At 66.2% G+C, this 26,783-nt stretch carries 27 protein-coding genes, 1 tRNA gene and 1 pseudogene; 11 read left to right on the forward strand and 18 right to left on the reverse strand.

The window, feature by feature from the left end:
- The first annotated feature begins 47 nt into the window (after window positions 1–47).
- A complete protein-coding gene (locus tag ASE59_RS13535; protein ID WP_056457186.1) occupies window positions 48–914 on the forward strand; it encodes a hypothetical protein in 867 nt (288 codons plus the stop codon).
- On the opposite strand, the gene ASE59_RS13540 is transcribed toward ASE59_RS13535, so the two are convergent.
- Both ASE59_RS13540 and ASE59_RS13545 read right to left on the reverse strand, forming a co-directional pair.
- Complete coding sequence (locus tag ASE59_RS13540) at window positions 836–2,056, reverse strand: glycosyltransferase family 4 protein (protein WP_056457190.1); 1,221 nt, start codon at window positions 2,054–2,056, stop codon at window positions 836–838. The genes ASE59_RS13535 and ASE59_RS13540 overlap by 79 nt on opposite strands.
- The gene (locus ASE59_RS13545; RefSeq protein ID WP_056457194.1) at window positions 2,053–3,117 is read right to left on the reverse strand and encodes a glycosyltransferase family 4 protein; all 1,065 of its coding nucleotides are present in this window, start codon (window positions 3,115–3,117) and stop codon (window positions 2,053–2,055) included. Before ASE59_RS13545 ends, ASE59_RS13540 begins: the two co-directional genes overlap by 4 nt.
- 82 nt (window positions 3,118–3,199) lie before the next feature.
- On the opposite strand from ASE59_RS13545, the gene ASE59_RS13550 reads away from it, so the two are divergent.
- From ASE59_RS13550 to hslU, 6 genes are all read left to right on the forward strand, one after another.
- Window positions 3,200–5,272, forward strand: coding sequence for an HAD-IIB family hydrolase (locus tag ASE59_RS13550; protein WP_056457197.1), 2,073 nt, complete (start codon window positions 3,200–3,202; stop codon window positions 5,270–5,272).
- Window positions 5,273–5,289: 17 nt separating this feature from the next.
- Window positions 5,290–6,102 carry a glycosyltransferase family 2 protein gene (locus ASE59_RS13555; protein WP_235515771.1) on the forward strand — a complete coding sequence of 271 codons (813 nt, stop codon included), beginning with the start codon at window positions 5,290–5,292 and terminating at the stop codon, window positions 6,100–6,102.
- 64 nt (window positions 6,103–6,166) lie between these two features.
- Window positions 6,167–6,706, forward strand: coding sequence for a glycoside hydrolase family 108 protein (locus tag ASE59_RS13560; protein WP_056457200.1), 540 nt, complete (start codon window positions 6,167–6,169; stop codon window positions 6,704–6,706).
- Between the two features lie 40 nt (window positions 6,707–6,746).
- Window positions 6,747–7,154, forward strand: a complete 408-nt coding sequence (locus ASE59_RS13565; protein WP_056457201.1) for a holin family protein — start codon at window positions 6,747–6,749, stop codon at window positions 7,152–7,154.
- A 170-nt stretch (window positions 7,155–7,324) separates the two neighbouring features.
- The gene (hslV, locus tag ASE59_RS13570) at window positions 7,325–7,876 is read left to right on the forward strand and encodes an ATP-dependent protease subunit HslV (protein ID WP_055757729.1); all 552 of its coding nucleotides are present in this window, start codon (window positions 7,325–7,327) and stop codon (window positions 7,874–7,876) included.
- 10 nt (window positions 7,877–7,886) lie between these two features.
- On the forward strand, window positions 7,887–9,182 hold the full coding sequence (hslU, locus tag ASE59_RS13575) for an ATP-dependent protease ATPase subunit HslU (protein ID WP_056457204.1): 1,296 nt from the start codon (window positions 7,887–7,889) through the stop codon (window positions 9,180–9,182).
- Between the two features lie 168 nt (window positions 9,183–9,350).
- Here the strand turns inward: hslU and ASE59_RS13580 are convergent, their stop codons facing one another.
- The 7 genes from ASE59_RS13580 to ASE59_RS20935 form a co-directional block, all read right to left on the reverse strand.
- Window positions 9,351–9,746 (reverse strand): hypothetical protein, encoded by a 396-nt coding sequence (locus tag ASE59_RS13580; RefSeq protein WP_056457208.1) that lies wholly within the window; start codon window positions 9,744–9,746, stop codon window positions 9,351–9,353.
- A gap of 19 nt (window positions 9,747–9,765) precedes the next feature.
- A complete protein-coding gene (gloB, locus tag ASE59_RS13585) occupies window positions 9,766–10,488 on the reverse strand; it encodes a hydroxyacylglutathione hydrolase (protein WP_056457322.1) in 723 nt (240 codons plus the stop codon).
- Window positions 10,485–10,904: a VOC family protein gene (locus ASE59_RS13590; protein WP_056457211.1), complete on the reverse strand. Its 420-nt coding sequence runs from the start codon at window positions 10,902–10,904 to the stop codon at window positions 10,485–10,487. Before ASE59_RS13590 ends, gloB begins: the two co-directional genes overlap by 4 nt.
- A gap of 61 nt (window positions 10,905–10,965) precedes the next feature.
- On the reverse strand, window positions 10,966–11,718 hold the full coding sequence (locus tag ASE59_RS13595) for a tetratricopeptide repeat protein (protein ID WP_056457214.1): 753 nt from the start codon (window positions 11,716–11,718) through the stop codon (window positions 10,966–10,968).
- Window positions 11,718–12,428 (reverse strand): alpha/beta hydrolase, encoded by a 711-nt coding sequence (locus ASE59_RS13600; protein ID WP_056457325.1) that lies wholly within the window; start codon window positions 12,426–12,428, stop codon window positions 11,718–11,720. The genes ASE59_RS13595 and ASE59_RS13600 overlap by 1 nt, the downstream gene beginning before the upstream one ends.
- 43 nt (window positions 12,429–12,471) lie before the next feature.
- Window positions 12,472–13,437: a glycoside hydrolase family 5 protein gene (locus tag ASE59_RS13605; RefSeq protein WP_056457216.1), complete on the reverse strand. Its 966-nt coding sequence runs from the start codon at window positions 13,435–13,437 to the stop codon at window positions 12,472–12,474.
- A gap of 73 nt (window positions 13,438–13,510) precedes the next feature.
- The gene (locus tag ASE59_RS20935; protein WP_268795285.1) at window positions 13,511–13,642 is read right to left on the reverse strand and encodes a hypothetical protein; all 132 of its coding nucleotides are present in this window, start codon (window positions 13,640–13,642) and stop codon (window positions 13,511–13,513) included.
- A gap of 111 nt (window positions 13,643–13,753) precedes the next feature.
- Here ASE59_RS20935 and ASE59_RS13610 point away from each other — a divergent pair.
- Window positions 13,754–13,828, forward strand: a tRNA-Thr gene (locus ASE59_RS13610).
- A gap of 469 nt (window positions 13,829–14,297) precedes the next feature.
- On the opposite strand, the gene ASE59_RS13615 is transcribed toward ASE59_RS13610, so the two are convergent.
- Together ASE59_RS13615 and ASE59_RS13620 are read right to left on the reverse strand one after the other, a co-directional pair.
- Window positions 14,298–14,501, reverse strand: coding sequence for a hypothetical protein (locus tag ASE59_RS13615; protein WP_156360082.1), 204 nt, complete (start codon window positions 14,499–14,501; stop codon window positions 14,298–14,300).
- Window positions 14,502–14,638: 137 nt separating this feature from the next.
- On the reverse strand, window positions 14,639–14,902 hold the full coding sequence (locus ASE59_RS13620; RefSeq protein ID WP_082458452.1) for a hypothetical protein: 264 nt from the start codon (window positions 14,900–14,902) through the stop codon (window positions 14,639–14,641).
- On the opposite strand from ASE59_RS13620, the gene ASE59_RS19285 reads away from it, so the two are divergent.
- From ASE59_RS19285 to ASE59_RS19885, 3 genes and pseudogenes are all read left to right on the forward strand, one after another.
- Window positions 14,901–15,791: a tannase/feruloyl esterase family alpha/beta hydrolase gene (locus ASE59_RS19285; RefSeq protein ID WP_082458453.1), complete on the forward strand. Its 891-nt coding sequence runs from the start codon at window positions 14,901–14,903 to the stop codon at window positions 15,789–15,791. The two genes, ASE59_RS13620 and ASE59_RS19285, sit on opposite strands and share 2 nt — an antisense overlap.
- 42 nt (window positions 15,792–15,833) lie before the next feature.
- Complete coding sequence (locus ASE59_RS13630; RefSeq protein WP_056457227.1) at window positions 15,834–16,580, forward strand: NADPH-dependent F420 reductase; 747 nt, start codon at window positions 15,834–15,836, stop codon at window positions 16,578–16,580.
- A gap of 139 nt (window positions 16,581–16,719) precedes the next feature.
- Window positions 16,720–16,866 (forward strand): annotated as a pseudogene (locus ASE59_RS19885) (IS3 family transposase); the annotation flags it as partial.
- A 190-nt stretch (window positions 16,867–17,056) separates the two neighbouring features.
- Here ASE59_RS19885 and ASE59_RS13635 read toward each other — a convergent pair.
- The 7 genes from ASE59_RS13635 to ASE59_RS13665 are packed head-to-tail and all read right to left on the reverse strand — an operon-like array spanning window position 17,057 to window position 26,697.
- On the reverse strand, window positions 17,057–18,541 hold the full coding sequence (locus ASE59_RS13635; protein ID WP_156360083.1) for a glycoside hydrolase family 32 protein: 1,485 nt from the start codon (window positions 18,539–18,541) through the stop codon (window positions 17,057–17,059).
- Between the two features lie 23 nt (window positions 18,542–18,564).
- Window positions 18,565–19,674 carry an ABC transporter ATP-binding protein gene (locus ASE59_RS13640; protein ID WP_056457234.1) on the reverse strand — a complete coding sequence of 370 codons (1,110 nt, stop codon included), beginning with the start codon at window positions 19,672–19,674 and terminating at the stop codon, window positions 18,565–18,567.
- Window positions 19,675–19,687: 13 nt separating this feature from the next.
- Entirely contained in the window at window positions 19,688–20,578 is an 891-nt protein-coding gene (locus ASE59_RS13645) for a carbohydrate ABC transporter permease (RefSeq protein WP_056457235.1), read from the reverse strand.
- The gene (locus ASE59_RS13650) at window positions 20,575–21,639 is read right to left on the reverse strand and encodes a carbohydrate ABC transporter permease (RefSeq protein ID WP_056457238.1); all 1,065 of its coding nucleotides are present in this window, start codon (window positions 21,637–21,639) and stop codon (window positions 20,575–20,577) included. Before ASE59_RS13650 ends, ASE59_RS13645 begins: the two co-directional genes overlap by 4 nt.
- Window positions 21,636–22,910 carry an ABC transporter substrate-binding protein gene (locus ASE59_RS13655; RefSeq protein WP_056457241.1) on the reverse strand — a complete coding sequence of 425 codons (1,275 nt, stop codon included), beginning with the start codon at window positions 22,908–22,910 and terminating at the stop codon, window positions 21,636–21,638. The genes ASE59_RS13650 and ASE59_RS13655 overlap by 4 nt, the downstream gene beginning before the upstream one ends.
- 2 nt (window positions 22,911–22,912) lie before the next feature.
- Complete coding sequence (locus tag ASE59_RS13660; protein ID WP_056457244.1) at window positions 22,913–23,824, reverse strand: ROK family protein; 912 nt, start codon at window positions 23,822–23,824, stop codon at window positions 22,913–22,915.
- On the reverse strand, window positions 23,824–26,697 hold the full coding sequence (locus ASE59_RS13665) for a TonB-dependent receptor (protein ID WP_082458454.1): 2,874 nt from the start codon (window positions 26,695–26,697) through the stop codon (window positions 23,824–23,826). The genes ASE59_RS13660 and ASE59_RS13665 overlap by 1 nt, the downstream gene beginning before the upstream one ends.
- Window positions 26,698–26,783 lie beyond the last annotated feature (86 nt).

The following is a 26,783-nucleotide window of genomic DNA, read 5'->3' on the forward strand; positions in this document are numbered from 1 at the left end:
GCCGCGTCGTGCGTTCCCCGTCGCGGCAACGCAAGGGGGCGATTAACATGAGTCAAGGCACGGCACCGCGCTGCCCGATCTGCGGCAACGCCAACTGGCACGACCGCGCGCTGCCCGAATGCACCCATTGCGGGCTGGCGGTCGTCGATCTCGCCTTCGACCCCGATCAGCTACGCACCGCGATCGCCGACCATCTGCGCGGCCGATCGTCCGAACGTGGCTTCACGCTGGCCCCCCATGCCCGGCGCAATGCGGCATGGGCACTGGGACTGGTCGATGGCCGGCCCGCCGCCCCCCGACCGCACAGCGTCACCCTCGGCATGATCGCCCGCGCCGGCGAGGCGGACACCATCGCCACGATGCTCGCCGACCTCCGCCCCGCCTTTCCCCACGCCATCGTCCTGCTCGACGGCACCGCCGCCGACGCGGCGGCCCTGGCCGAGCGGACGCCTTGGGCGCAGATCGTCGCCCATCCGCTGAACGGAGACTTCGCGGCGCAGCGCAACCGGGTGCAGGCATTGGCCGGCGGCTGGGTGCTGCAACTCGATACCGACGAATGGCCCGATGCGGCGTTGCTGGCCTCGCTCGGCTGGCTGCCCCACGCGGCCGACCGCGAAGGCCTGCAATCGCTCGGCCTGCCGCGCCGCAACTGGGTCGATGGCGTGCAGTCGGCGCTGTGGCCCGATATCCAGTACCGGCTGAACCATGCCGGCATCCGCTTCGCCGGCACCGTCCACGAACGCCCGGTCGTGCCGTTCGAACGCACCTCGCTGGCGCTCGCCGGCGCGATCGACCATCAGCTCAGCCGGTCGCGCGTCGTCGAACGTTCCGCCGTCTACGAAGCCATGTCGACAGGCGCCGGCCGCCCGAGCGACGAAGCCGCGCTGCTCCGCCCGTTCGCCGCCGCGACATAGGCAGCCGCAGTCTCGGCCGCGAGGCCGGCGCGGGTAAAGCGCCCCGCCGCGACCCGCGCCGCCGCCGACAGTGCGAGGCGCAGTTCGCCATCGCGCAGCATCCGCCGCAGGATCGCACCAAGCGCCTGATGGGTACAATCGTCCGCCAGCAGCCCCGCGCCGCTGCCGCCGACGAACAGTTGCGCGCTCGGATCCTCGCCACACGCCGCGATCGGCCGGGCGAAGGTCATCGCCTCCTGATAGACCAGCCCGAAACTCTCGTAGCGCGACGGCGCGACGACGATATCCGCCGCCGCCAGCGCGGCATGCAGCATATCGTCTTCGACCCGGTGATAGCTGTCGATCCGCTTGAGCGCGGCCGGCGGCAACCGGTCGAGTTCCTGCCGGTGCATCCCGATCATCGTCAGCCGGAAATCGGGCAGCGTGCCCGCATCGGCCTCTGCCGCCATCGCCGGCAGCGCGCCGATCAGCGCGTCGGTGCCCTTACGCGGTTCGTTGCGCCCGACGAACAACATCCGCAGCACATCGTTGCCCGGCGGATAGGGTGCCGCCCGCCCCGCATCGACGATCGCGGGCGGCAGGCTGAGGCCGATCACGGCATGGCCCGGCCCCGGCGGCTGCGTGCCATACAGTGCGGCGACCTTCGCACCATGCGCTTCGGTATTCGAAATCAGCCCCGCCGACGCCCGCGCCGACAGCGCCTCCAGCGACACCGCCGCCCAGCGATCGATCCTGTCGCGCAACGACCGTGGCCTGGCCGCACTCGTCGCGACCGGCGTAGAATTGCGGGTGACCAGCGGCACCGGCCCGGTCAGCGCCACCCACAACCCCGGCGCATACCAGTTGGTCGCCTCGACCACGTCGAACGGCCGTTCGGCATGCAGCCGCCGCACGACCCGCGCGACCATCGCCGGGCCGCACAGATGCCCGATCGCAGGCCAGCGCCGCACCCTTGCCAGCCAGCCGCCCGCCTGCGCACCGATCACCTCGACCGCGCCGTCCATGCTGCGATCCGCGCGGTCCATCGTCACGACGCGGACGTCATGTCCCGCCTCGGCCAGCGCCTGCGCGATCTCCCGCGCCGCACGCGACAGCCCGCTTTTTTCAGGCGGATAGGCCCAGGTGATCAGCCCGACCCTCATGCCATCACCCCTTGCGCAAGCGCGATCCGTTCCCGGTACAGCGTCACATACTCCTCCGCCATCCGCGCCGCCGTGAAGCGCGCCTCGAAGCGTTCGCGCACCTTCGCCCGGTCGAGCGTATCGATCCGCGCCAGCGCCGCGACCGCTTCGTCCTCGTTCTTCACCACGAAGCCGGTGACGCCGTTATCGACCACCTCGCGCACGCTGCCGCGATCCCATGCGACCACCGGCGTACCGCAAGCCATCGCCTCGATCATCACCAGGCCGAAGGGCTCGGGCCAGTCGATCGGGAATAGCAGCGCCGCCGCCTCACCCAGCAGCGACTGTTTGCCGCGATCGTCGACCTCGCCGACATGGATCGCATCCTCGCCCAGCAGGGGGGCTACCCGTTCGTCGAAATAGCGCGGATTGCCGACATCGATGCCGCCCGCCAGCCGGATCGACCGCCCGGCGCCCCGCGCGACGCGGATCGCGACGTCGGGCCGCTTCTGGTCGGTCATCCGCCCGATAAAGGCGAGCGCTTCGCCGCCCGGCCCCGGCGAAAACCGATCGGCCGGAATGCCGTGATGCACCACCCCGGCGCGGTTGGCGCGCGGCAGGTCGCGCGCCTGCGCCGCCGAGATCGCCGCGACGGGGAGTTCGGGAAAGCTGTGGAAGAACAGCTTGCGATCCAGCTCGTCCAGCCGCCAGTGCACCGTCGTCACGCTCCGGCTGATCCGGTCGCCCAGCACCGCGGCATGGGCGAATTCGCCGTGGCAGTGGACGATGTCGAATTCGTGCAGATGCTTGGCCAGCAACCCCAGCTGCGCCGCCTCCAGCGCGGCAGGGACGCCCGGCGCCACCGGCCCGTGATACGCCTGCAGCGCGCGCAGACTGGGATGCGCCGACAGATGGCGGGCGGTGGTCACGCTGTCGCTCGGCGCGATCAGCGTCACGTCATGCCCCATCGCCATCAACGCCTCGGTCAGGTCGGATACCACCCGCTCGGTCCCGCCGGTCCTGCCGGGGGGCGTGGGGTAGATGACGGGGGCGATCTGCGCGATCCGGAGCGGGGATACCATCGCCGACCGGAACCAAGCGAGAGCCGAACGGTTCCTGTGAGGGCGGACACAAGTCCGCTATTTTTAACGGGAAAGTTCCGTAATGTTCATATTGCATCTCGCGCTACAGGGCTGTCTTCGTGCGCGCGAGGTCGAATATGGCGTTACTGCCGACACCGGCGGCCACATCCGTTATCTCCTTGATCTGGTTGCCGCTTCCGGCCGGCATCCTGCGGTCGAACGCACCGAGATCGTCACCCGCGCCTTCCGTGGTGGCCCGCTGGGCGACGGCTATTGGCGCGATGTCGAGATGATCGACGCGACGACCCGCATCGTCCGCCTGCGCTCGGCCAGCGACACCTATCTGCCCAAGGAAGCGTTGTGGCAGGAACAGGACAGCCTGATCGACGCGCTGGTCGCGCATATCGAGGGGCTGGACCGCCGCCCCGACCTGATCCACGCCCATTATGCCGATGCCGGTGCCGTCGCGGCGGCGGTGAAGGCGCGGCTGGGCATCCCCTATCTCTTCACCGCCCATTCGCTGGGACGGGTCAAACAGATCGCGTTCGGCACCGATTGCGCCGAGACGCAGGGGCTGGAACGCCGCATCGACATCGAGGACCGGGCCATCGCCGATGCCGATGCGATCATCGCCTCCTCGCGTGACGAGGCGGAGGTGCAATATGCCGGCTATCCCAGCTATGATCCCGGCCGCATTCGCATCATCCCACCGGGCAGCGATCTGGGGCTGTTCGCCGGCACTTGTACCGACGCTATGGTCGATGCGCGGATCGACCGCTTCCTTGCCGATCCGTCGAAGCCGGTGATCCTCGCGCTCGCCCGCCCGGTCAGCAAGAAGAACCTTGCCGCCCTGGTCCATGCCTATGGCCGCTGCCCGGCGCTGCAGACCGCCGCCAATCTGGTGATCGTCGCCGGCACGCGCGACGATCCGCGCAGCCTCGAACCCGAACTGGCCGGCAACATGGCCGAACTGTTCGCGCTGATCGACCGTTACGACCTGTACGGATCGGTCGCGATTCCCAAGACCCATGCCCCGCACGAGGTCCCCGCCCTCTATGCCCATGCCCGGGCGCGGCGCGGCATCTTCGTCAATCCGGCACTCAACGAGCCCTTCGGCCTGACGTTGCTGGAGGCGGCGGCATCGGGCCTGCCGCTGGTCGCGACCGACAGCGGCGGGCCGAACGACATTATCGAGGGCTGCGGCAACGGCATCCTCGTCGACCCGCGCGATCCGCAGGCGATCGGCCGGGCGATGCTGACCATCCTGTCCGACGACGCGCTGTGGGACCGCTATTCGAAGGCCGGCGCGACCGCCGCCGAACTCTATGACTGGGACGGCCATGTCGCGCGCTATGCCGAACTGGCGCAGGCGGTGATCGCCCCGCCCGCCCCGGTCGCCGAGGCACCGCGCCTGCTGCTGATTTCCGACATCGACAACACGCTGCTCGGGGAAAGCGAAGCCGCGCAGGCGTTCAACCTGTGGCACGGCGACCAGCACGACATGATGTTCGGCATCGCCACCGGGCGCAGCCTGCACAGCGCGCTGGCGATCCTTGCCCAGAACCAGGTCGCGCCGCCCGCGGTGATGATTACCTCGGTGGGCTCCGAAATCTATCACCGCGTCCATGGGGGGGTATATGTTCGCGACGACGCCTGGACCGCGACGATCGATGCCGGCTGGGACCGCGAGGCGATCGCCGCGCTGCTCGCGACGCAGAGCGACTTGCGCCCGCAAAGCCCGCTCGAACAGCGCAGCCACAAATTGAGCTACTTTACCGCCGGCGAGACCGATATCGCCGAACGCATCCGCGACCTGCTGGCCGATGCCGGCTTCGCGGCGTCGGTGATCCACAGTCACGGTCGCTATCTCGACATCCTGCCGCTCGCCGCTTCGAAGGGGACGGCGGTGGACTATGTCCGCCGTCGCGCCGGCATGCGCCGCGATCAGGTGATCGTCGCCGGCGACAGCGGCAACGATGTCGAAATGCTGCGCGCCTGCGCCCATGCGATCATCGTCGGCAATTATTCCGACGGCCTCGCCCAGCGTCCCGACCTCGCCCACAGCTATGTCGCGCGGCGCGGGTTCGCGTTCGGTATCATGGAGGGGGTCGCCCATTTCCGCGGGCAGCCGGTGCAGCAGCGCCGGTCGGCGTGATCTCGGTCTGCACGCTGGTGCGCGGACGGACCACGCACCTCGCCAATTTGTTGTCGGGGCTGGCGGGACAGACGCGCGCGCCCGACGAACTGGTCATCGCCTATATGCAGGACGCCGCCCCCGCCGGCCTGCCCGATCCCGGGGTGCCGGTGCGCGAGGTGTTCGTGCCCGGCGACCCGATGCCGCTGGCGCGGGCGCGCAACGAAGCGGCGGCGGCGGCGCGGGGCGACCGGCTGATCTTCCTCGACGTCGACTGCATCCCCTCGCCCCCGCTGGTCGCACGCTATGCCGCGGTGCTCGACGAACGCCCCGCCTGCTATCTGGGCGAGGTTCGCTATCTGCCGCCCGGCCCGGTCGATCCGGACAGGTCCGTCCGCCACCCCGCCAAGCCGGCCCTGGCCGATAACGAAGTCCGCCCGGTGCCGAGCCATGGCGAGCTATGGGGCCTGTCCTTCGCCCTCCCGCGCAGCGCGTGGGATGCGGCGGGCGGTATGGACACCGGCTATGTCGGCTATGGCGGCGAGGAGACCGACTTCGCCTGGGCGTTGGCGGCGGCTGGCGTGCCGATGGCATGGGTCGGCGGTGCGGTCGCGTGGCATCAGCATCACGCCGTCCACGTCCCGCCGCTGCACCAGTTCGACGCGATCCTGCGCAACGCCACCCGCTTTCGCGCGCGCTGGGGGCGGTGGTGCATGGACTATTGGCTCGGGCAATTCGCCGACATGGGACTGATAGGCTGGTCGCCCGATGCCGATGCGATCACGCTGCTGCGCCATCCTACTTCAGCCGAAGTTGCCACCAGCCACCGCGCCGACGCACTGTTCAGCTAGGGATCGCCCGGCTTTCCTACAACGAACCGTTCTGGTTACGTTCCATCTCCAACAGGAGGATGATATGGACGCAACCAACCTTATCGAAGACGTCATCGACCGCGAGGGCGGCTATGTCGACCACCCCGCCGATCGCGGCGGCCCGACCCGTTTCGGCATTACCCAGGCCGTCGCCCGCGCCGAAGGCTATGACGGCCCGATCCGCGAATTGCCGCGCAGCTTCGCCGCGACCCTCTACCGCCGCCGCTACTGGCAGGCGCCGGCCTTCGACCGCGTCGCGCTGCGCGCGCCCGCGCTTGCGGCCGAACTGTTCGACACCGGCGTCAACATGGGACCGGCGGTCGCCGCGACCTTCCTGCAACGCGTCCTCAACGCCCTGAACCGCGAGCAACGCGACTGGGCCGATATCATGGTCGATGGCAACATCGGCGCGAGAACGTTGCACGCGCTCGACGCCCTGCTCGCCACACGCGGCCCGGCGGCGGAGGCGGCTTTGGTCCGCGCGATCAATGCCTTGCAGGGCGAACGCTATCTCCGCCTCGCCGAACTGCGCCCCGCTAACGAAGCCTTTCTCTACGGCTGGCTGGCCCACCGCGCAGGCTGATCCGTGTAACCTTTGGCAACTTCCGACGACAGGAACGACGATGCTCAACACCCTGATCGCGCCGATCGCGGCGCTGCTCGACAAGCTCATCCCCGATCCCAAGGCACGCGACGCCGCCAAGCTCGAACTGCTGAAACTCGAAAGCACCGCCGATCTCGACCGGGTCAAGGCGCAACTCTCGGCGATCGTGGCGGAGGCGCAGTCGACCGACCCTTGGACCTCGCGCGCGCGGCCGGGCTTTCTCTACGTGATGTACGCGCTGCTGCTCTGGGCGATCCCGATGGGGCTGATCTCGGCGGTCCAGCCCGACATGGCCGCCGGCATCGCCCGCGGCATGACCGCCTATCTGCGCGGCATCCCGGAGGAATTGTACGCGCTCTTCGGCACCGGCTATCTCGGCTACACGGCGGCGAGAGCTTGGGGGAAGGCCAAAGGCGTAGAAAAGTAATTCCTCCCCGCTCCGCGGGGAGGGGGACTATGCGAAGCATGGTGGAGGGGGCGGGCCGCGCAACGCAACGGTTTCGTATGTGGACACCCCCCTCCACCAGCTTCGCTGGTCCCCCTCCCCGTACCGGGGAGGACCTTGTCCAACCCGCCCCCCTCCCCATATCCGCGGCCATGAGCAAAGAGACGGTGTGGCACGGCACCACGATTGTATCCGTGCGTCGCGGCGGTCGCGTGGTGATCGCGGGGGATGGGCAGGTTTCGGCCGGACAGACGGTCATGAAACCCAATGCACGGAAAGTCCGCCCGCTGGGCGATGGCAAGGTGATCGCCGGGTTCGCCGGCGCCACCGCCGATGCCTTCACCCTGTTCGAACGCTTGGAAGCCAAGCTGGAACGCCATCAGGGCCAGTTGCTGCGCGCCGCGGTCGAACTGGCCAAGGACTGGCGCACCGACAAATTCCTCCGCAATCTCGAAGCGATGCTGATCGTCGCCGACAAGGACGTGACTTTGGTCGTCACCGGCAATGGCGATGTATTGGAACCCGAAGCCGGCATCGCCGCGATCGGCTCGGGCGGCAATTTCGCCCTCGCCGCCGCCCGCGCGCTGTCCGACTATGAAGGCGACGCCGAAAAGGTCGCGCGCAAGGCGCTGGCCATCGCCGCCGAACTGTGCGTCTACACCAACGATCGCGTCACCCTCGAAGCGCTCGACAGCGCGAACTGACGGACATTCCATGCAAGACAATCTGACGCCCAAGGCGATCGTCGCCGCGCTCGATGCGCACATCATCGGCCAGCAGGACGCCAAGCGCGCCGTCGCCGTCGCTTTGCGCAACCGCTGGCGCCGCCAGCAGCTCTCACCCGATCTGCGCGACGAGGTCAGCCCGAAGAACATCCTGATGATCGGCCCCACCGGCTGCGGCAAGACCGAGATCAGCCGTCGTCTGGCGAAGCTGGCCGATGCGCCGTTCGTGAAGGTCGAGGCGACCAAGTTCACCGAGGTCGGCTATGTCGGCCGCGACGTCGAACAGATCGCCCGCGACCTGGTCGAGGAAGCGATCCGGCTGGAGCGCGAACGCCGCCGTGTCGCGGTCAAGGACAAGGCCGAGGAAGCGGCCATGGCCCGTCTGCTCGACGCGCTGACCGGCAAGGGTGCCAGCGAAGCGACCCGCGAGGCGTTCCGCCAGCGCTTCAACGACGGCCATCTCGATGACAAGGAAGTCGAGCTCGAACTGGACGCCGCGCCGCAGATGCCGTTCGAGATTCCGGGCGCCGCACCGCAGATGATCAACCTGTCCGAAATGATGGGCAAGGCGTTCGGCGGCGGCCAGCAGAAGCGCCGCAAGCTGACCGTCCGCGCCGCATGGGACAAGCTGGTCGAGGAAGAGGCTGACAAGCGTCTCGACCAGGACGAGGTCAGCCGTGCCGCGCTGGCCGATGCCGAAGCGAACGGCATCGTCTTTCTCGACGAAATCGACAAGATCGCGGTCAGCGACGTGCGCGGCGGCTCGGTCAGCCGCGAAGGCGTGCAGCGCGACCTCCTCCCGCTGATCGAGGGCACGACCGTCGCCACTAAATACGGGCCGATGAAGACCGACCACGTCCTCTTCATCGCATCGGGCGCGTTCCATGTCGCGAAGCCCAGCGACCTGCTGCCCGAACTACAGGGCCGCCTGCCGATCCGCGTCGAGCTGAAGGGCCTGACCGAAGGCGATTTCGTCGCGATCCTGTCGGATACCAAGGCCTCGCTGCCCGCCCAGTATTGCGCCTTGCTCGCGACCGAACAGGTCGGCATCGACTTCACCGACGACGGCATTGCCGCCATCGCCCGCATCGCGGCGGAGGTGAATGCCGAGGTCGAGAATATCGGCGCCCGCCGCCTGCAGACGGTGATGGAAAAGCTGCTCGAAGAGGTCAGCTTCGATGCCGAGGACCGTTCGGGACAGGCGGTGACGATCGACGCCACCTATGTCGAGAAGCAACTGGCCAGCATCGCGCGGAACACCGACCTCAGCCGCTACGTGCTGTAAGGGGTTCTCGACAAGCTCGAACTGAACGGGGGTGGTAGGCGCAACCCGCCCCCCTCTCAAATCCGTTCAGTTCGAGCAGCTTCGAGCTTGTCGAGAAGCGTCCGTCGAGAACCAGGCCGCCCGAACCACCCAAGTTCTCGACAAGCTCGAACCGAACGGAAGGGTAGTTCACCCCACCTTGTCATACGGCACGAAGTCGCCGAACGTGCAGTCGCCCGACGCGATCGGCACGCCGCGGTCGACCAGCCGGAAGCGGTCGTTGCGACAGACATTGGTCCCGTACAGGATCGACACCACGATCTGGTCGTCGCGCAGGAACGGGCAGCGATCGCGGACTTGAGTCCGCCACAGCCGTTTGCCGCTCTGGCGATAGATCAACGAGTCGCCGACCACCTGCGGACCATCGATGAACCCGGTCGGCAGGCAGTTTTCGGGCTTGCCCGCGACCCGCCCTTCCAGCGTCTTGGCGAGCAACTGATCCCGCTTTGCCTGCGTCTCCGCCTGTTGCTGCGGCGTCGCGCATGCTCCCAACAGCAGCGCCGCCGTCCATGCCCATCGTTTCATGCCGACTCTCCTCTACCGATCAGAACGCATCCTTCGCCGCGCGGTGCCGCGCCAGTTCCTCGGCCGAACCGCTACGCAGGAACGGATTGGTCGCCAGTTCCGCGCCGATCGTCGTCGGCACCGTCGCCTCGCCCTTGGCGCGCATCGCCTCGACCGCCGCCATCCGCTCGACGATCGCCGCATTGTCCGGCTCGGCAACCAGCGCATAGCGGCCGTTCGACAGCGTATATTCATGCCCGCAATAGACGCGGGTGTCGGGCGGCAGCGCCGCATAACGCCGCATATTGGCGAACATCTCGGCCGCCGTCCCTTCGAACAGCCGCCCACAACCCATCGCGAACAGCGTGTCGCCGGTGAAGAGCAGCGCATCGTCGGCAAAGTGGAACGCGATATGCCCCGCGGTATGGCCGGGCACCGACCAGACGGTCGCTCGGGCATCGCCGATCGACAGCATCGCGCCTTCGCCGACACCTCGGTCGAGATCGGCGATCTTCGCCCGCTCCGCCTCCGGACCGGTCACCTCCGCGCCGGTCGCCGCCTTGATCGCTGCGTTGCCGCCGACATGATCGGGGTGCCAGTGGGTGTTCCAGATCGCACCGATCGTCCAGCCCCGCGCCGCCGCCGCGTCGAGCACCGGCTGCCCCTCGCCCGGATCGATCGCCACCGTCTCGCCGCTGGCATCTTCGTGCAGCAGCCACGCATAATTGTCGGAAAGGACGGGAACGCGAACGACCTCCATCACCACGTCCCCACATTCGGCATCGAAGCCCAAGGCTCGGCGGCGGGCAGCGACCCTTCCTGCAACAGCTCGATCGAGATGCCGTCGGGCGTCTTCACGAACGCCATATGCCCATCGCGCGGCGGGCGGTTGATCGTGACCCCGGCGTCCATCAGCCACTGGCACGTCGCGTAGATATCGTCGACGCGGAATGCCAGATGGCCGAAGTTGCGGCCGCTCGAGTAGGGTTCGGGATCCCAATTATGGGTCAACTCGACCTCGGCCACTCCCTCCTGCCCGGGAGCGGCGAGGAAGATCAGCGTGAAGCGACCGCGATCATTGTCCATGCGCCGAACCTCTTTCAGGCCCAGCATCTCGAAGAATGCGATGGTGGCGTCCGGGTCGCTCACCCGGATCATGGTGTGGAGATAGCGGGTCATCGGCGGCTTCCTTTCGATCTGCCCGGCATATCGGGTCGCCGCCGCATCGCCGCAACCGCGCTCAGACCGGCGGCAGCGTATCGAGCGCCGCCGATGCCGCCTTCGCCTGCGGACTGTCGGGAGCGAGCCGCTGCACCGCCTCGAACGCCACGCGCGCCCCCTTGGTGTCGCCCGACAGGCCGGCGATGTTGCCCGCCTCCAGCTGCACCGACGGATCGTCGTCCGACCGCCGCACCGCTTCGGCGATATCGGTCCGGGCGCGGGGCAGATCGCCGGTCCGTCGCGCCAGCGTCGCCGACAACAGCCATGCCAGCGGATCGGCAGGCGCATCCTCGAGCGCACGATCGATATCGCCGCGCGCGCCCGCCAGATCGCCCGCCGCCACCCGTATCCGGGCGCGATCGAGCTGCGCCTCACCGCGCGCCAGTCCGGTCAGCGCGCCACTCGCCAGCGCCGCATCCAGCGCCGTCCCCGCCGCAACCGTATCGCCATCGGCCAGCCGGGCATTGCCCGCCTGCGCCCAGTAGTTGGCGGCACGGGCGTCCTTCGCGACCTCGGCCTCGCGCGCTGCCTGTTCGAACGCCTCGGCCGCCGCGCTCCACTTCTGGCGCGTCGCATAGCTCATGCCGAGGCACTGCCGCGCGAGGAAGCCGCCCCCGGCCAGCCGCCATTGTCCGGCAATCCGTTCGGCCACGTCGGGCGTCGTCGTCGCAGCATCGACACACTGGTCGTAGCGCGCCTCGGGCGTGGCGCCAGCGGGAAGCTGCGGCCCGGCGGCGGCCTGAAGGGCAAGGAACAGCAACGGCGACAGCATCAGGGCAACACATCCTCGATGGCACGCAGGATCAGCGCGATATCGCCGTCCCGCGACAGGCGATGGTCGCCATCCTTAACCAGGATCGTCTGCACATTGGCTGAACGAAGGCGCGCGGCGAGATGGACGGTGCGCTCCCACGGTACATCGGCATCGCGCTGTCCCTGTACCAGCCGCACCGGCACATCGATCGGCACCTCGCCATGCATCAGCCGGTTCGCCTCGCCCGATGCCCAGAAGGCGCGGGTGAACACGGTCGGCGTATCGGCGTAGGGCGATGGCCGCTCGATCCGCCCCTGGTTCAGCATCGCCATCTTCTCGGCCTGCGAGAAACCCCAGTCGGTAAAGTCGGGCGCGGGCGCGATGCCGACCAGCCCGACGATCCGCTCCGGTCGGGCACGCGCCGCGAGCAGCGCGATCCAGCCGCCCATCGACGATCCGACCAGCACGACCGGTCCTTCAATGGCTTGGTCGATCATCGCCAGCGCGTCGTCGACCCATCCGGCCAGCGTCTGTTCCTCGAACACGCCGGGGCTTTCGCCGCACCCCGCATAATCGAAGCGCAGGAACGCCTGCCCCCGTGCCTTTGCCCAGGCTTCGATCGCCAGCGCCTTGGTCCCGGTCATGTCGGACGCATAGCCGGGCAGGAACAGGATCGTCGGGCCGGTGCCGGGGGTGTGACGATAGGCGAGCGGGCGGGGTTCGGTCATGCCCGCGTCCATGCCATGCGCGGGACCGGGGCGAAAGCCGCGCTCAGCGAAGCCCGCGCAGATGCGTCCGCACCAGCCGCCCCGATTCGGTCAGGTCGCTGTCCGGCCAGCCCGCCAGCTTCCCCGTCGTCGGCTTCAGGATCGCCGATGCTTCGTCCTTGTTGGCGACCGACCAGTTGAGATAGCTGATGCCGTTCTTCGCGCACCAATCCCACCACGCCCGCGTCTCGGCGGCATCGATCGGCGCATCGCCATTGGCGGCGGTCGTGCCATATTCGGTGACGAACAGCGCGATGCCCTGCCGCATCGCCAGATCGGCCTTGGCGCGCAACGCCGCCTTGTGCGTCGCCGCGTAGAAATGCAGCGCATAGGCGACGTTGGCGAAAGGCAGCGGATCGGCGGCGGCTTCGTCGACATCCTGCGACCAGCTGCGCGTACCGGCAACGACGAACGCGTCCGGATCGATCGCCCGGATCGCGCCGATGACGCGGGTGTGATAGGGTTTGAGTACTGTCGCCCAGCCATGTTCGGGCAACGGCTCGTTATACGTTTCGTAGATCAGGTTGGGCACGCCGCGATATTTGCGCGCGATATGGGTGAAGAACCGGATCGCATCGTCGGCGCGCGGCTGATGCGCATGCCAGTCGACCACGACATAGATGCCGCGCGCGATCGCCGCGTCGATGACGGTCTCGGCCCGCTTGGTTTCGGCCGCGGGCTGCGCGTCATAGCCGCCCGACTGCGCCCCGATCGCCGCCCGCACCGCGCTGACCCGCCAGTCGCGCACCAGCCAGTCGATCGTCGTCGCATCATAATAGCGCGGCTGCCACTGGCTCCAGAACAGCGACATGCCGTGCACTGCATAGGGTTTGCCCTGCGCATCGACAACCCGGTTGCCCTTGACCGCCAGCCGCCCATGCGCCGCGACCGCCGATCCGGCAGGTGCGCCGGGTGCCGCCCACGCCGCCTGACCGATCAGCAGCGCAACCAGCAATACCGACCAGCGCATGGCACCTCTCCCTGTTCCTGCGACGAGGGTGCCGATCCGTATCAACGGTGTCAACGCAGCCGCATGCTGCAAATCACGGTGCCGGCGGCACGTCCGATTCGGGTGACGGAGGCGAATCGGCCAGTTCGCGCGCCTGCCCTTTGCGCCGCCGCAGGTTCTGGCGGAGCGCCTGTGCCAGCCGCGCCTCGCGTTCTTCGTCGTTCATTCGCGCTTTCTACGCATTTCACGACCGATCCGACAACAGTCGCTTGACATCCCGGCCAATGCCTGCACATAGGCCCCTCCCGCCGCCGAGGGGCTTCCCCCGGCTCGGAGTGCTGCCGTAGCTCAGTGGTAGAGCGCATCCTTGGTAAGGCTGAGGTCGTGAGTTCAATCCTCACCGGCAGCACCATTTCCCTGACAATGACCCTTAACGGGTTCGCAATTGCGACTTTAGCGAACTCAGTTATCAACGTGCGCCGTCGTTCTCCCAGAGGCACGCAGTCGGACGTTCTCGTTGCCAGCAACCCGATTTATGCTTCAGCCACGCCCTCGGGTTGGCGTAACCTTCCCCGAACGAGGCTTCTAATCGCGAAGTGGTGGCGGTGATAGGCTCGTGGGCGTAAGCCGGCGGAGATTGTTGTGCACGGCTTACCGGACGATTGGGCGGCCGTCAGGCGGGACGCCGTTGTTGTCGCGTAGCGACCGTCTGCTAAGTCGAAGGCCCTCTTCTTCACGTACGATCGCTGGACCGGCGGCATCAGCACCCTCGTCCACGATACCGGCAAGGTCGTGCGGCGTGGTCACAAGTTCACCGAGACCATAGCACAAGTCGATGTCACCGAACGCGGTCGCACGGCTAGTTTCGTGGGCCGGCTCAATTACGGACCTTGATTGTCAAGGTGGATGATCTTGATCGTGTCACGCTGGCTTCCGTCGACTAACCACCCTTTGATGCCGGACCGGCTGCGCGCGTGCGCTCCATGATGTCCCGCATGTGCGGCGGCGCCGTTCTCGACGACGGACGCCGATCCGCAGGCCGCGAGCAGCGCGAGCGCGCCGAATGCCGTCATTCTGGTCATCATGATACTTCCTCTTGTTCGAAGGACGTGCGCCGTCGTTCGCCTGGAGGCATCCCGGCGGCCCACGTCCGTTGGTTGTCTTCTCGTCTACTGGTAGGCGGCGGCCGGTTCCGGGGGCGAACGGGCCCCGACCGACCCGATCAACGCAGCACCAGCGCTACGAAGCCCGCCGTGTCGGTCGCACCCTTCACATGTCCGGCGTCGAAGGCGCGGGCGATGCCGAACCGCATCGACGAGTTCGCGGACAGCCGCTTCGACCAGCCGAGTTCGAAATCGAGTTCACGCGCATCGGGCGCGAGATCCAGCGCGGTATCCGACGTCCTCAGCGCTCCGGTCATCAGATCGTAGGCGACGGGCAGCTGCAGCGTAGCCCCTGCCCGCTCGACGCGCAGCGGCGACGACATGCGCAGCGTCGCGACGCCTCCGAGCAGACCGTGCGCGCCCTCGATCGCGAAGGCGCTGCCGCGCACCTGTCCTAAGAAGCGCATCAGTTCGGATCCACCGTCGACATGCGTCACCGTCGCGGAGGCGAAGGTCATCAACAAGGCTTGGTATGGCCAGACGCGTGACGGCACGGCACCCGATCCGGCGAGCGACAATGGCAGCGCAAATCTTCTGTCGGGTAAGCGCATCTGGTTCGGCTGGACGCGTGGGACCGAGCTCAAGAACACACCCGTAGGCGGCGCACCCGGCATCATCCTTGCCGCCGACCAGACGGCACTGGAGATGCAGAAGCCGGAGCTTGGGAGCTACATGTTCGTCAACGCGACCGGCAAGGGAGCGAACCGCTGGAGGGATACGCTGACCTATGCTGGTCTTGCCGAGGCGCAGAATCGCGGCGTGCAACTGCAACCGCAGTTCAGCGCGATCAACACAGACGATCCTGACCTCGCCCGCTTCAAGGCGGCGGGCGGCAAGCTGTTGATGTATCACGGCTTGGCGGACGAATACATTCCGCCCCAGGGGTCGATCAACTACTACAAGCGTGTGTCTGCCCGCATGGGCGGCACACCGGCGATGTCGAGCTTCTACCGTTTCCACCTGGTCCCGGGCTTCACCCACAGCGGCCGCTCGGAAGGCGCGCCGAACGTGCCGGTGCCGCAACCCGCGTCCGGGCGTGACGAGATGTTCGCCGCGCTGCAGAACTGGGTCGAAGGCGCAAAGGCACCCGCCACGATCACGTTGACATCGAGCGACACCAGCACGTCGCTGCCGCTTTGCGTCTACCCCGCCAGGATCACCTATCGCGGCACCGGGCCGGTGAAATCGGCCGCAAGCTACGCATGCCGCTGATCGCAGCAGATTCGAACGCGCGCACCCACGAAGGACATTTCCATGAAGATTGGTATTCTTGGCACAGGCCACATCGGCAAGACGCTAGTCACTAAGCTGAGCGCGACAGGGCATGACGTGAGGGTCGCGAATTCGCGCGGCCCTGAGACGATCGAGGCCGAGCTGCTTGCATCGGGCGCACGCGCAGTCACGACCCAGGACGCGCTGATCGATGTCGATGTCGTGATCCTCTCCATACCGCTGATCCGTATTCCCGATGTCGCACCCCTCATTGCGGCTCTTCCGGAGAAGACGGTGGTGATCGACACCTCCAACTATTACCCGTTCCGCGACGGCCGGATCGAAGCGATCAAGGCCGGACAGGTCGAAAGCCTGTGGGTTGTCGAACAGCTCGGTCGACCTATCGCGAAGGCGTGGAACGCGATTGGCTCAGCATTGCTGGCAAATCACGGGAAGCCAGCCGGCACCCCGGGGCGGATTGCCATTCCCGTCGCGGCTGACCGACCGGCCGATCGGGCGTTGGCCATGGCGCTCGTTGAAGATACCGGTCTCGATGCGTTCGACGCCGGCTCTCTCGACGAGTCCTGGCGCCAGCAAGCTGGTGCGCCGGCGTACTGCACCGATCTCACCCGGGAAGAAATGGGCCCGGCGCTCGCCACGGCCGAGAGGGCGCGTTTGCCGAGGCGTCGCGACCTTGCCGTTGCGGCCATGCAGGAACGCCTCGGCGACGGAACGACAAACCCCGATGCAGATTGGGGCGTCAGATTGGTCCGGGCCATCAATATGTAGGTCCGTCTCGGCTGGCCGGATGTCAGTCCCGGTCAGCCGTTTGCCGGTTGCCTCGGTCAGCCTTGTCTCAATCCATGTCTGGTCACGCCCATGCAGACGATCATTGATGTTCTGCTCCAGGCCGGGCGCAGCGCCATGGAGGCTGCACTCATCCCTTGGATACGAGACTCCAGCTTCCTTCGCCGCTGAACTGAATAAGCAATGGCCTGCTTCGCTACGCCCTAAGGGCTCCGCTGCGCAGGCCATTGCTCAACCCGCGCTCATGCGCAACAAAGCTGCCCGGCTTCAATCCCGACTGGAGGAAATCCGGGGTTCACGTCACTCCCACTTTCAGGCCGCTAAGAAAGTAGCTTCGGTGTGTTCGTGCCCTTCGTGGGGGAGTGGTGAGCTCGGCGGGTGCCATCCCGCCAAGGCTGCTATGCGGACGCGCGTTGTTGTGATCTGTCCGCCACGTCGATGCGGCTTTCGCGCTCCCGTTAGCGCGAAAGGAACATCGTCGGCTGAAGCGGTTCGATCTGCTGTCGTGCTACCCGCCAACCTTCCTCGACCGCCTCAGCGGTCAGTTCTGGATCACCATTCGGGAAGATGGTCGCGGTATAGACAAGTTCGCCGTGGTTCAGGAATATCTCCAGCAGCGGCCCGTCGAGCAGGATCTGCACCGCAAGCGTGTCGCCAGCGACATCGGCAATCGTGTGACGGCCGAATTCGGGCGTCTTCACCATCGACGACCGGGCCCGATAAAATTCGACGTGCCGGGCGTCCCGATCGAAGATCATCCGAACCAGACTGCCGCCGGTATCCCGGATATCGATGGTCCCGCGTCCCCGCTGACCGGTCAGGTCGAACGTGCATCGGAAACCGCGCATTCCAGACACGAGCCGGGTTGGCCGGCCAGTGAGCGACGTCGTCTCCGGCATGGCAACCGGTACCGGTACGGCGGGTTCCGCCAGGATCGGCACCTGACCGAGTCTCAGGCGACCGTCCTCCGGATACAGAAACAGCCGCCGAGGTAGCGACATTGCGCCGCACCACGGATCGGTCGGATAGAAACGACCGGACTGGTGGTTCGACTGCCAACCGATCCAGATCGGCCCCTGCCGATCGTCGGGCAGGTCCGCCCAAGTGATCGCGGCATAGAAGTCTGGGCCATGGTCGACTCGGTCGCCGTCGGGGTTGCCCAGTGATGGATCGATGATGAACGTCCGGCCATCGAAGTTGCCGACGAAATATTGCGTTCCCGACCCCCCATCCAGAAAGCCGGTATCGACGTCGATCTTCAGCACCCAGGCACTCGCCCCGTCCTCCCCCCGGATCGGAACAGGGATCAGGTCGGGACATTCCCATTGGCCCGCGGTTGAGCCGGCAGGGCCAAACGTACCGGCCAGCGCCCAGTCGAGCAAGTTCGTCGAGCGGTAGAACTGGACGACATGGTCTTTGGCTAGTGCGACCACCATGATCCATGCGGCGCTGTCCGCATGATAAAATACTTTGGGATCGCGGAAATCGGCGTGATTGAGATCAATGATCGGATTGCCGGCATAATGGGCGAACGTCCGACCGCGATCGTGGCTGTACGCCAGATGCTGAGACTGGATGCTGCGCGCTGCATCATAGGCGGTGTAGAAGGCGAGCAGCGCCGGAGCTTTGCCGTCACCGAGCCCCGAGATGTTCGCATGATCGACGACGATGCTGCCCGAAAAGATCATCTGGTCGGTCTCGGGAATGGCGACCGGTAATTCCTGCCAATGGGCGAGGTCGGGGCTGACTGCATGGCCCCAGCTCATATGCCCCCATTCCCGCCCTTCGGGATTGTATTGATAGAACAGATGATATTCGCCCTCGAAATAGATGAGGCCGTTCGGATCGTTGATCCAGTTGCGACGGGGCGTGAAATGCAGCTTCGGCCGAAAGGGTTCGGTGCCGACCGGCGCGGCAGTATCGACCATCGAATTCTGGGTCATAAGGTCCGTTTCCAAGAATAATATCACTGGCCGGCGGCGGGGATCGTCGTCCCGTCGCTAGCGAAGAGATGGACGTTGGCGGGGTCGAACGAGAGGCCGACCGCCTGCCCGTTCACGATACCGCGATCGGCAAAGGTGAGCCGGACCGCGATCGGTGCCTCAGCACCAGGCACCTCGACGAAGGCGAAGGTATCGGCCCCCAGTCGCTCCATCATCACGACCGTCCCGATCTGGATCGCCTGATCGTCCGCGCAGCACAGACAATGTTCCGGGCGGATGCCGATCGTCACGTCGACACCGCCGATCCGCGTGTCCCGGTGGGCTGGAAACGCCACGGTCCGGGCGCCATCAGGGCCGAGCGCGACCGTCAGCCCATACTCGCCCTGCCCGACGATCGTACCGCGCAGGAACCCCATGGTCGGGGTCCCGATGAACGCCGCAACGAAGCGGTTGGCGGGCCGTTCGTACAGGTCGAGCGGGGTGCCGATCTGCCGGATATGCCCCCCTTCAAACACGACGATGCGATCCGCCAGCGTCATCGCCTCGACCTGATCGTGGGTGACATAGACGACGGTATTCTTCAGCCGCTGGTGCAGCTTGCCGATCTCCATTCGCATCTGCCCGCGCAGCGACGCATCAAGGTTCGACAGCGGCTCATCGAACAAGAACACCTTGGGCTTGCGGACGATGGCGCGACCGATCGCCACCCGCTGGCGCTGACCACCCGACAGTTCACTCGGCTTGTGATGGCGCAGTGCGGTCAATTGCAGGACGCGCAGCGCCTCCTCGACCTGTTCGGTGCGTTCGCGTCTGGGGCGTCGCGCCAGCTTCAGGCCGAAACCGATATTTTCTTCGACCGTCATGTGCGGGTAGAGCGCGTAGGACTGAAACACCATGCCAATGTTGCGGCGTGCAGGATCCCAGTCGTTGACGACCACGTCGTCAAACCGCAGTTCGCCCGAACTGATTTCCTCGAGGCCAGCGATCATCCGCAGCATCGTCGATTTGCCGCACCCCGAGGGGCCGACGAACACGACGAACTCTCCCGGATCAATCGTCAGGCTGACGCCCTTGATGACTTCATTGTCGCCATAGCTTTTGTGGATGTCGTGCAATTGTACGGAGGCGGGCATCTGTAATCCTCACTCAGCCTTTGACGCCGCTGCCGACGACGCTGCGGACGAACCATCGCTGAAAGATGATGAAGGCAGCGAGCACTGGCATGGTGATGACCGTGGCATAGGCCATCACCTCGCCCCACGCGGTCTTCCGCGCGCCGAAGAACTGTTCCATGCCGACCATCAGCGGGCGGGCGGCCTCCCCCGGCACGGTGATGAGCGGCCAGAGATACTGGTTCCACATCGCCAGCCCTTGCAGGATCGTCACCGTCGCAAAGACGGGCAACGACGAAGGCACGATGACATGGCGGTACACCTGTAACGGCGTCGCGCCGTCGACATAGGCGGCTTCGTCCAGATCCTTCGGAATATCGCGAAAGAACTGGTAGAACAGGTAGATCGAAAAGGCGTTGGCGATGAACGGCACGATCTGGACATATAGCGTGTCGAGCCACGAGCTGGTGATTTCGATCCCGTTGGCACCGATCGAGAGGCCCGGCAGCGAGGCGACCAACAGCATCAACGGCACGCTAATGACCTCGAACGGTACGACCAGCAGAATGACGAGCAAGGTCAGCACCGCCTGTTTCCCGCGCCATTCGATCCGCGCCAGCGCAAAGGCGGCAAGGCTGTTGACCAGCAGGCCGAGCGACACCGTGATCCCGGTCACCAGCAGCGAATTGGAAAGGTAATGGCCGATATTGCCCAGCTCGAACGCACGCGCGTAGTTCCGTCCCGTAAGCGGCCCGACCGGCAGCAGCGCGCGAAAGGATTCGAGGTCGGCGAAGATCTGGTCGTTCGTCTTGAACGAGGACGCGATCATGAACAGGAACGGGAACAGGAACACCAGCGCGGTGCAGGCCATCAGTGCATAGAGCGCGAGCCGCAGCGGGATCGATTGTCGTTGCGACGGCGTCATCGTGTGGCCCTTCCCCGGCGGCGCACCAGCAATTGCTGGATGAGGATGAACATCGTGATGAGCACGAAGTAGATCAGCGAGATCGTCGCGCCGTACGACACGTTCTGCTCGCGCACGCCGCGCCGGACCGCTTCGAACATTACGGTCGCGGTCGAACCGCGCGGGCCGCCACCGGTCATCACGTCGACCTGGGTGAACAGGCCCAGCGCGGCGATCGTGGTGACGATCAGGACGAATATGATGGTGTTGCGCAGCCCGGGCACCGTGATGTGCCAGAACCGCTGCCACGCATTCGCGCCGTCGATCCGCGCGGCATCATACAGCTCCTGTGAAATGCCCTGAAGCCCGGCCAGCAGGATCAGCATCTGGAAGCCCGCCCCCTGCCATGCTGACATGATGACGACAGCCGGCATCGCCGTGCGCGGGTCGCCCAGCCAGTCGATCGGCCGGATCAGGCCGAAGCTGACCAGCGACAGCGCCTGGTTGAACAGGCCCAAATCCTTGTCGAACAGGAACGACCAGATGACTGAAACGATGACCATCGACATGACGACGGGCGAGAAATAGACCGCGCGGAACAGCGTTTGCCCCTTCAGCCCGGCATTCACCAGCAGCGCCAACCCCAGCGCCATCACGCATTGCAGCGGCACGACCAGCATCGCGAAGACGAAGGTATTACCGAGTGCGCGAAGAAACGCTGGGTCACGTGCAAGGAGGGTCACACGCCGTTCGCCGAGCGCGAAGGACGTCAGCGGACGATAGCCGCGGTAGGCCGGATCGGTGCGGGTGATATCGCGGATGCGGGTGTAGCCACCAACGCGACCGCCATCTCCGGTGGCGCTCGGTTCCTGGACCAGCGTCGTCACCGACAGCAGCCGTTCGTAATTGCGCAGTCCCATAAATTGGCTTGGATCGGGCGAGACAAGCCGTTGATCGGTGAAGGTCAGGATCAGCGCCATCAGGAACGGCAGCGCGAGGAACATGCCCAAGCCGGCCATCGCCGGCCCACCGAAGATCAGCGCATTGACCCGCCCGCGCGACGGTCGCGTACCCGCGCTCACGACCGGACCTTCGCGAAACCGGGATTGTCGACGATCGTATCGTCGATATCGTCCACCGCGTCATCGAGGGCGTCGCGTACGTCGCCGCCGTCCATGGTGTCGCGCATCGCCGCGGTAAAGGCGTTGGCGATGGTCGGGAATGCCGGGGTCGACGGCCGTTCGACCGCGAACCGGCGGGTCAGGTCGTAGAAGACCCGGCTTTTGCCCCCCGGTCCGAACGCCGTGGTCGCTGCGGCACCGGCCTCGGTCACGGGCACCCCGCCGCTCGCATCGGACATCGCCGCGACATTGACGGGGCGGAGCAGGAACCGGATGAACGCGCCGGCCCCTTCGGGATGGGCGCAGGTTCGGCTGATCGCCCACTGCCAGCTGCCCCCGCCGATCTTCACGCCGTGCCCGAAATCGGGCGGCGGCAGGATCAACAGGTCGTCGCCGGCATAGGTGCGGTAGTCGGCCGCCCACCAGTTGCCGGTATAGACCAGCGCCGAGCGCCCCTTCACGAAGCCATTCTCGTCGGGTTCCTTGCGGTTGACCAGGCCCTTGGCGAACAGCGCCTGAAACCAGCGCCCGAACCGGAGCGCGGCGTCACCATTCAGCGTTCCTTCCGCGCTCGCCATCGTTCGCCGGTCGATCAGGTCGCCGCCGAAGCTCTGGAGCATCGGACTGAAGGCGTAGGTCCACCAGCTCGGCTTGTCGTCGCGCGTGGCGAGATCGAGCGGATAGCGATAGCGCCCGCCCGCCTTCAGCCGTTCGAGCAGCGTCTGGAATTCGGCACCGGTCCATGGCCGGTCGAGGGTCGGCACGCGCGCGCCGACGCTTTGCAGGATCGAACGGGTGGTGAAGATCGCCAACGCGGCATCGATCTGCCCCAGCGCATAGACCCTGCCCCCGTACCGCCCGACCGCCGCCGGACCGACCTCGGCGATCGCGGTGGCCGGAACATAGGCGTCGAGCGGGCGAAGATGCCCCGCCCATGCATAGCTGGCGACGGTCGGGCTATCGACCGTCATGATACACGGCATCCGTCCTGCAAGCGAGGCGGCGACGATCGACTGGCTGTAGCCACCCTGCGGCAGCGACTGGGCCACGACCCGCCATTTCGACTGCGCGGCATTGAAGCGCGCGACCAGCGCGGCGGTCGCAGCCTCTTCTTGAAGACCGACCTGATTGCGCCACAGGATCAGTTCGGTTCGAGCGTCCTGCGGTGCGGTCGCCGAACAGGACGACAGCATCGCAGCGATCACCGCCGATCCGAGCAGGCGATGCCACATCGTCAACGCCGCCCCGCCCGATCCGTAAGGCCGCTGGCCATCGTCAGTGCGCCGGTCAGCCCTGCCGGAACTTCGCCGGGATGCGGTGGCACGATGAACGTCTCGACGGAAGCGCTGTAGGGATCGAGCGCATATCCTGCCATCATGTCCCGATAGATTCCGTGGACGGCGGCCAGCAGCGACGCGCGTTGCATCACGCCACCGCCGATGACGATACGCTGCGGCCGCATGATGTAGGTCAGATTGGTGCACAACGCCGCGATATAATGTGCGGCGAACCGCCATCCGACATGATCGTCGGGCAGATTTTCAGCGAGACATCCCCAGCGCGCCTGCATCGCCGGGCCGCACGCCAACCCCTCCAGGCAATCCCCATGCGCCGGACAGGTTCCGGCGAAGTCGTCGCCGGGCGCGCGTGGAACACGAATATGCCCGGCTTCGGGATGGCCCGTACCGGTATTGGTCCGTCCGCCCTCGACGATGCCGACACCGATCCCGGTGCCGATCGTGACGTAGCAGACCCGATCGAGCCCCTGCGCCGCGCCCTGCCGCGCCTCCGCCAGCGCGGCGCAGTTCACGTCGGTGTCGATCGCGGTCGGCGCCCCGACGATCCCGGCGATCGCCGAGCGGATATCGACGCCCGACCAGCCCGGCTTGGGCGTGCCCGTCAGACAGCCATAGGTGGCGGACGATTCAACCAGATCGAGCGGACCGAAACTGGCGACCCCGGCCGCGGCAACCGGACCATGCCGCGCCACCGCCGCTGCATAGAACCGTGCGATCTCCGCGAAGGTGCCGTTCGGCTCGCCGGTGGCGATGCGGGCCTGCTCCAGCACCTCGCCGCCTGCCGTCGCCAGCGCGCAGAGCATCTTGGTGCCCCCGGCCTCCACGCCGGCGATCGTCGCGCCGCGCATCAGAAACGATAGTTCAGCATAAGGCGTGCGGTCCGGCCGAACAGTGGCCGGGCGACGCCGCGGTTGCTGACGCCATCGGGGGCCTTCAGGTCGAAGAACAGCGGATCACCCTCGGTGAATGACAACTGGTTCGTCAGATTGGCGACATGCACCTGCACCGACAGCCGGTCGTTGATATCGACCAGTGCCCCCGCATTGGCGATGTAGTACGACGGATAGATGGTGACGTTCACGTCCTGCGACGTGGAAAAGCGCGAGGATTCATATTCGTAGCTGCCGTACAGCTTCACCGGTACGTTCAGTAGCGGCTTCAGGTCCCAGCGCGGCCGGACGAAGACGCGCGTCACCGCCTGTCGCGCGACGCGCCGGTTGTCCTGGCTGATCTGCGTGAGTTGATAGCCGTTGCCGACCTGGTTGACGACGGTGAAGCCCGACCCGTCGACCTTGGGATTTTGCAGCGTGACGTTCAGGTCGACGTCGAACCCCGCGAGGCCGGGTCGCAGCGTCGCCTGAATCTCCGTGCCGTAGTTGGTCGATCCATAGGAATAGGGTTCGTTGATCGTCGGGCACTGGGTGATCGTCGCCGGCGTCGCGGTCGCGCCCCCGGCGGTGCAGCTCGGCGCGGCGATGTCCTGATAGACATTGATGAGCGTGCGCGGCGTGAACTTGTTGTAGAAGCCGGCTACCGACATGTCGAACAGCCGCGACTGGAACCGCGCCCCGCCCTCGATCTGGGTGATGCGCTCGACGGGATCGGCGAGCGGCGCGGTCTGCGCGAAGGCGATGCCGTCGTTCAGACTGGGTAGCCGGAACGATCGCGATCCCAGCGCATAGACCGCGAGGTTGCGGCGCAGTTCGTAGTTCGCGCCGATCGTCCACCCGCTGGCACTGAAGCGGTCGTTGAAGAATTGCGGCGGCCCCAGCGTCTGATTGTTGGTATAGGCTCGGTTCCCGCTCGTCGCGCCGCCGGGGAAGAAGCTGGTGCAGCAGTTGCGGTTGCGGAATCGCACGTTCATCCGCTCGGTTTCCCACCGGAAGCCTGCGTCGATCTTCAGTTTGCGGTCGAACGCTTCCCAATGGTCGAGGACATAGGCGGCGAAATTCTCGGCATCGCCGTCGACCGCATTGCCGTAGAAACCCGGAATGAAACTGCCGTTCAGCGTCAGCGGCGCGACCTTCGCACCGGCGGCGTTGACCAGATAGATATCAACCAGTTCCGACGGATCGGCCAGCGTCGTGACGATCAGCGACGCCTGGAAATCATAGTTGTCCGAATTGGTGCTGTGATAGCCGCCGACCGTCAGGCTGTGGCTCCCGAACAGCTCGAAATCCTTTTGAACCTGGAAATCCTGTGTCGCGCTGCGCAGTTTCGAGCGCACGATCCACGGGATCTGGAAGCTCAGGTTGCTGTCGGCGGCGATCGCCTGTCCGTCGCGCACATTGAACGCGCCGAGCCGCGCGCCCGGTCCGGCGATCGTCTGACGGTCTCCGTATTGGGCGCGCAGCGCCTCGAAATTGCTGAACCCCGATGCGATCAGCGGTTGCCGGTATTGCGCGTCGAACGCGGCGGCGCTGAGCGGATTGAAATAGGTGGCGAGGACGTTGCGGTTGTACGGCGACGCATTGTTCGGCGTCCCCTCCGCCACCTGGAAATTGGCGTCGAACGCGGGTTGCAGGAAGTCGCCGATGTAGCGATTGTTCAGGAACGAGGCGGCGGTGGCGGCATCGTTGCCGGCGAACAGCGCGTTGAACCCGCTCGTGCCGTCGACATAGTTCGCCTTGACGTTGACCCGCCAGCCATCGCCGAAATCCTTCGACAAGGTCGCCGCCAACGTGGTGAAGTCGGGATGGATACCGTCCGCCAGATCGGCGGTGGTAATGTCGCCGTCGTTGTTGATCCGCGTGATGTAGCGGTTGCTGCGCGACAGCAGCGTCCCGTTCTGAAAATTGATGCCGATCGGGCGAACCGATCCCGACTTGATACGGATCGGATCGTCGACCGTGCCAGGCGCGCTGAATCCCGGCACCTGTACGGGGATGTTGTTATAGACCGCCGACCGGTCGTTCAGCACCGTGGCGTACAGCGCGGCGCGAGTGGTGCCGTCGGGGCTGTCGTAGGTCAGGTTGCCGCGAATCTGGCCGCCCTGATCGGCGGTGTAGCCGGTATCGCGCAGGCCCTGCGACGTGCGATAGAAGCCACCAATCGCGAAATGCAGGTTCTCGGTGATCGGCCCCGACAGATACAGGTCGTTGCGGATGAAGCCGTAATCGGCGAGCTCCAGCTTGTAGCCACCGGCAAACCGGTCGCCGCCGGTCCGGGTGATATAGTTCACCACGCCACCAAGACCGTTGGAATACAGCGTGCCGCCCGGCCCGCCCTTGATCGCCTCGACCCGGTCGGTCATCAGGTCGGTCGAGAAGAACACGTCGCTGTTGGCGAACGGCACGTCCGAATCCTGGAACACCGGCATCCCGTCGACCAGCTGGGGCGCATAGCGATAGCCACTGCTAGGCAGGCCGCGCACGGTAATGTTGTTGCTGCGCTCGCCCGCCGTGCTGCCCTCGGCGAAGAAGCCGGGAATGTTGTTCAGCAGATCGGCGGTGCTAATCGGCGCGAGGCGCTGGATATCGGCCTGGTTCAGCGTGTTGATGGTGAAGGTCGCGTCCAGCTCGCGCGTCTTGCGGCTGACGCCGGTGACGACGACGTCCCCCAGCGACGCTTCGCGATCTGCGGCGGCACGATCGGCTTCCGCCGTATCGGGAGCCGGCTGCTGTGCGGCGTCGGCGGACTGGGCCGATGCGGCGACGGCGAACGCCAGCGACGACATGGTCGCACACAACAGGGCCAGGGAACGTGCGAGCCGGTTAGCCATATTTCCTCTCCGAATGCCGCTATTCTTACGGCTTTTCACGCCGAGTCCCGACGATGGACATCCTACAGCACAAGATTGTCGACGTC

Origin of the sequence: Sphingomonas sp. Leaf10 (assembly GCF_001421245.1) — a bacterium.
GTDB lineage: Bacteria > Pseudomonadota > Alphaproteobacteria > Sphingomonadales > Sphingomonadaceae > Sphingomonas.

What these genes read in the sequence shown, in the direction of transcription:
- hslU (WP_056457204.1), top strand. Translation starts at nt 7,887, where the DNA reads ATGCAAGACAATCTGACGCCCAAGGCGATCGTCGCCGCGCTCGATGCG.
- ASE59_RS13545 (WP_056457194.1), bottom strand. Translation starts at nt 3,117, where the DNA reads ATGGTATCCCCGCTCCGGATCGCGCAGATCGCCCCCGTCATCTACCCC.
- ASE59_RS13600 (WP_056457325.1), bottom strand. Translation starts at nt 12,428, where the DNA reads ATGACCGAACCCCGCCCGCTCGCCTATCGTCACACCCCCGGCACCGGC.
- ASE59_RS13665 (WP_082458454.1), bottom strand. Translation starts at nt 26,697, where the DNA reads ATGGCTAACCGGCTCGCACGTTCCCTGGCCCTGTTGTGTGCGACCATG.
- ASE59_RS19285 (WP_082458453.1), top strand. Translation starts at nt 14,901, where the DNA reads ATGCGCAGCGTCGCGACGCCTCCGAGCAGACCGTGCGCGCCCTCGATC.
- ASE59_RS13620 (WP_082458452.1), bottom strand. Translation starts at nt 14,902, where the DNA reads ATGTCGTCGCCGCTGCGCGTCGAGCGGGCAGGGGCTACGCTGCAGCTG.
- ASE59_RS13590 (WP_056457211.1), bottom strand. Translation starts at nt 10,904, where the DNA reads ATGACCCGCTATCTCCACACCATGATCCGGGTGAGCGACCCGGACGCC.
- ASE59_RS13660 (WP_056457244.1), bottom strand. Translation starts at nt 23,824, where the DNA reads ATGCGCGGCGCGACGATCGCCGGCGTGGAGGCCGGGGGCACCAAGATG.
- ASE59_RS13550 (WP_056457197.1), top strand. Translation starts at nt 3,200, where the DNA reads ATGTTCATATTGCATCTCGCGCTACAGGGCTGTCTTCGTGCGCGCGAG.
- ASE59_RS13535 (WP_056457186.1), top strand. Translation starts at nt 48, where the DNA reads ATGAGTCAAGGCACGGCACCGCGCTGCCCGATCTGCGGCAACGCCAAC.
- ASE59_RS13565 (WP_056457201.1), top strand. Translation starts at nt 6,747, where the DNA reads ATGCTCAACACCCTGATCGCGCCGATCGCGGCGCTGCTCGACAAGCTC.
- ASE59_RS13655 (WP_056457241.1), bottom strand. Translation starts at nt 22,910, where the DNA reads ATGTGGCATCGCCTGCTCGGATCGGCGGTGATCGCTGCGATGCTGTCG.
- ASE59_RS13560 (WP_056457200.1), top strand. Translation starts at nt 6,167, where the DNA reads ATGGACGCAACCAACCTTATCGAAGACGTCATCGACCGCGAGGGCGGC.
- ASE59_RS13630 (WP_056457227.1), top strand. Translation starts at nt 15,834, where the DNA reads ATGAAGATTGGTATTCTTGGCACAGGCCACATCGGCAAGACGCTAGTC.
- ASE59_RS20935 (WP_268795285.1), bottom strand. Translation starts at nt 13,642, where the DNA reads ATGAACGACGAAGAACGCGAGGCGCGGCTGGCACAGGCGCTCCGCCAG.
- ASE59_RS13580 (WP_056457208.1), bottom strand. Translation starts at nt 9,746, where the DNA reads ATGAAACGATGGGCATGGACGGCGGCGCTGCTGTTGGGAGCATGCGCG.
- ASE59_RS13635 (WP_156360083.1), bottom strand. Translation starts at nt 18,541, where the DNA reads ATGACCCAGAATTCGATGGTCGATACTGCCGCGCCGGTCGGCACCGAA.
- ASE59_RS13640 (WP_056457234.1), bottom strand. Translation starts at nt 19,674, where the DNA reads ATGCCCGCCTCCGTACAATTGCACGACATCCACAAAAGCTATGGCGAC.
- ASE59_RS13645 (WP_056457235.1), bottom strand. Translation starts at nt 20,578, where the DNA reads ATGACGCCGTCGCAACGACAATCGATCCCGCTGCGGCTCGCGCTCTAT.
- ASE59_RS13605 (WP_056457216.1), bottom strand. Translation starts at nt 13,437, where the DNA reads ATGCGCTGGTCGGTATTGCTGGTTGCGCTGCTGATCGGTCAGGCGGCG.
- ASE59_RS13615 (WP_156360082.1), bottom strand. Translation starts at nt 14,501, where the DNA reads ATGATGACCAGAATGACGGCATTCGGCGCGCTCGCGCTGCTCGCGGCC.
- hslV (WP_055757729.1), top strand. Translation starts at nt 7,325, where the DNA reads ATGAGCAAAGAGACGGTGTGGCACGGCACCACGATTGTATCCGTGCGT.
- ASE59_RS13595 (WP_056457214.1), bottom strand. Translation starts at nt 11,718, where the DNA reads ATGCTGTCGCCGTTGCTGTTCCTTGCCCTTCAGGCCGCCGCCGGGCCG.
- ASE59_RS13540 (WP_056457190.1), bottom strand. Translation starts at nt 2,056, where the DNA reads ATGAGGGTCGGGCTGATCACCTGGGCCTATCCGCCTGAAAAAAGCGGG.